Source organism: Anaerolineales bacterium, from assembly GCA_022866145.1.
Classification (GTDB): domain Bacteria; phylum Chloroflexota; class Anaerolineae; order Anaerolineales; family E44-bin32; genus PFL42.
This window is the reverse complement of sequence record JALHUE010000197.1, coordinates 1-2,654: the sequence shown is the minus strand read 5'-3', so window position 1 is coordinate 2,654 and position 2,654 is coordinate 1. Positions and strand designations below refer to the sequence as shown.

Annotated in this window: 5 protein-coding genes; all 5 read right to left on the bottom strand. The window is 62.3% G+C overall.

Annotated elements, in window-relative coordinates; genetic code table 11:
* The coding region (locus MUO23_06320) for a hypothetical protein (protein MCJ7512570.1) at nt 1-278 on the bottom strand (278 nt) is incomplete at its 3' end.
* A gap of 58 nt (nt 279-336) precedes the next feature.
* Entirely contained in the window at nt 337-666 is a 330-nt protein-coding gene (gene trxA / locus MUO23_06315) for a thioredoxin (GenBank protein MCJ7512569.1), read from the bottom strand.
* A 220-nt stretch (nt 667-886) separates the two neighbouring features.
* Entirely contained in the window at nt 887-1,078 is a 192-nt protein-coding gene (locus tag MUO23_06310) for a hypothetical protein (protein ID MCJ7512568.1), read from the bottom strand.
* A gap of 126 nt (nt 1,079-1,204) precedes the next feature.
* Entirely contained in the window at nt 1,205-1,720 is a 516-nt protein-coding gene (locus MUO23_06305) for a hypothetical protein (GenBank protein MCJ7512567.1), read from the bottom strand.
* Between the two features lie 270 nt (nt 1,721-1,990).
* Nucleotides 1,991-2,278, bottom strand: coding sequence for a hypothetical protein (locus tag MUO23_06300; protein MCJ7512566.1), 288 nt, complete (start codon nt 2,276-2,278; stop codon nt 1,991-1,993).
* Between the last annotated feature and the right edge of the window lie 376 nt (nt 2,279-2,654).

Genomic DNA, 2,654 nt, shown 5'->3' with positions numbered 1-2,654 from the left:
GGATCGATCCCTGCCGCCAGGTAGTCGAGGACCATTTGCTGGACGTTCTCTCCAATCGCGAGCAAGGCCGGCTTCTCCGGCCGCGTCGTCAGCGTATGCAGGTCAGCCACGATGAAGAAGCAGTCGTACTCATCCTGCAGCTGGACGCGGTAGGCGAGCGAGCCCACATAGTGGCCGAGGTGCAGCCGGCGGGTCGGGAGACCCCTGGTCAGGAGGCGGGGTCTTTTGTGGGGCGCGAGCTTCCCACTGGGGTCTTCACGGCCATCGCTGGCAGACAATACTCCATCAGCTGGAAGGGTCGTCGGTGGGTGACCAGGCGGATCCGAGGGCGAGGACTTACAGGCCCAGGTGGGGTCCGAAGCGCTCAACCACCTTCTTCTTCGGCTGGTATCCGCTACTTCGCTCTGTGGGCTCTCCGGCCACGAACAGGATCAGGGTTGGGACGCTCATCACCCCAAAGCGGGTGGTTGTACCCAGGTTGGCGTCAATGTCTAGCTTGACGATCTTGGCCTTCCCCTGCCACTCACCAGCCAGTTCTTCAACGATCGGGTCCAGCTGACGACAGGGATGACACCAAGCGGCGCCGAAATCGACAAGCACAGGCAGTTCGCTGCTCAGGACGACTGTCTCAAAAGAACTGTCGGTAACGCTTGGCAGGCTTTCCACGATCCGCTACCTCGGTCCCTAGCCCCTGATGGGAGAGGAATATGATATCGGTGCAGTCGGGCACTGTCAAGCCATGCGGTCACATCGTTGTTGCTGACACAATCCCCGGGCGGCTGACGCCGGCTGGATAAATAGAGCGTCTGTGCCTATTCCAATGGGGAGGGTTCAAGCCATCCTGCAGCCGACCGGGGGCGGCGCTTGGTCAGCAGCCGTCCGGCACCTAGATGTGGGGGACCACCTCGAATCCATGCATATCCGTTTCATAGGAGAAGTAGGTGATGTTGTCGAGCAGAGCGGAGCTACCACCCAGGTACTGATCCAGGATCAGCCGGAAACTGCTCGCCGGGGTAGTGGTCGGATACAGGCGGCCGGCCCCGCCACCTGGAAGGTGGGAAGCGTTGAGGATGGACATCTTGTCTTCGTGATTTCGATCCGCCCAATCGTGATCGCCTTGAATGACGATGATGGGGGAGTCTCAGACTGCGTCAAGATGGAATCCGCCGCTTGAACTAGCCGGGGATTGAGGTAGTACACCTGGTCACTGTACGCGTCCAGCAGCCGTTGAGTGCCGTCCTCCCCCCCAGGGTTGTTCCAAACTCCGCGGCGTTGACCGGCTCTGGTTCCTCGCGAACACCATCGGCGGGTGCGGAGAGAGGATGTGAACGAAGACCAGTCTCGGCGAGGGCAGAGCAGGCACGCGATCGAGTTCGTCGAAGGCGAACAGGATTCGCTCTCGGACGTCGTCCAGCGGATCGATCATCGCCGGCTGGCCGGCAACCTCCGACTGCCGGAGCGCGTCCAGAAAAGCCTGGGCGAAGGTGGCATCCAGCAGCCTAGCCTCGAAGCGCGAGACACCTCTCAGTAGACTCCGGCCGGCAAACGGCCCGGAGTTCCGGGAGTAGAAGTAGTCGGTCCCTTCCCACTCCGACCCGACGGCCCCCGTCTCAAAGGCGACTGTCCGGTAGCCCAGGCACTCCAGTTCGTGGCGCAGACGGTTCCGGGAGATCTTCCGGATGATCCCCCAGGTCGAGATGCGCTCGGGGGGAGTACACATCCTGGAAAGACTGCACATAGTGGAGATTGAGAACTGAGGTCAGGGACAATTCCGTCTCGCGGAATTTGCTGAGGCTGCCACGAGCGACATAGAAGCCTCGCGCCTCGAGTTCCCGCAGGATGGGGGTGATGTCGAAGTTGTGCATCTCCAGCAGTACATCATCTCGCTCGTAGGCGTCCATGATTAAGTCGTAGACGTCCGGCAGCGGCCTGCCCGCGGGCGGGGCCAGGGTGGCTGGCGCCACCAGCGGCACTAGGCAACGATGCCGGATCAACGGGGCGAGGACCCCGGCAGGGCATCTTTGAGCGCATCGTACACGTGTCCGTATGAAAGCAGGATCACAACCAGCAGACTGGTTGCCATGCCGGCGCGATGGGCATCGCCAAGGACGAGACGCAGGATCAAACAGAGGACAGCCGAACCGGCGAGCAGGCCAAGCAGCGGCCGCAGCCCGACGGCGGGCCGCATCTGGCCAGCATTCGTGGCCAGCATCGCGAGCACGGCGTATGCCGCCAGCAGGGATGGGTGAGACACGAGGCTACCTAGCTTGCGGCTCATAGCTCTCCACTCCGGCCAGAGTAGGCGGCCTGAGATCGGAGCAGCAACGTAGTCGTGTCAGTTGTCCTGGGGAAATGCCGGGAAGGCCGGCGCCGGCGCGCACCACGCCAGGGATGACCTGCCTTCCTCAGCTTGCGGCTGGGGAGGCCCAATTGCGACCTCAACTCGCCAGCGCCGAAACCGGTCAGGGACGGTGATCCGTCCAGACTCCGCAGTCCTGAGCCCGGACCACAGCCTGACTTGACGACACATTTCCCGCATGCTATCATCAAACCCGACCTGTTAGCACTCCCCGACTGAGAGTGCTAATTGGAGGTGGGCGCGATGCAAGACTTGACGGAGCGCCAGGAGACCATCCTGGCGCTGGTGGTTCACG

Bases quoted from the DNA above. Each gene is read 5' to 3' on its own strand.
- MUO23_06310 (MCJ7512568.1), bottom strand. From the start codon at position 1,078: ATGTCCATCCTCAACGCTTCCCACCTTCCAGGTGGCGGGGCCGGCCGC.
- MUO23_06305 (MCJ7512567.1), bottom strand. From the start codon at position 1,720: ATGTGTACTCCCCCCGAGCGCATCTCGACCTGGGGGATCATCCGGAAG.
- MUO23_06300 (MCJ7512566.1), bottom strand. From the start codon at position 2,278: ATGAGCCGCAAGCTAGGTAGCCTCGTGTCTCACCCATCCCTGCTGGCG.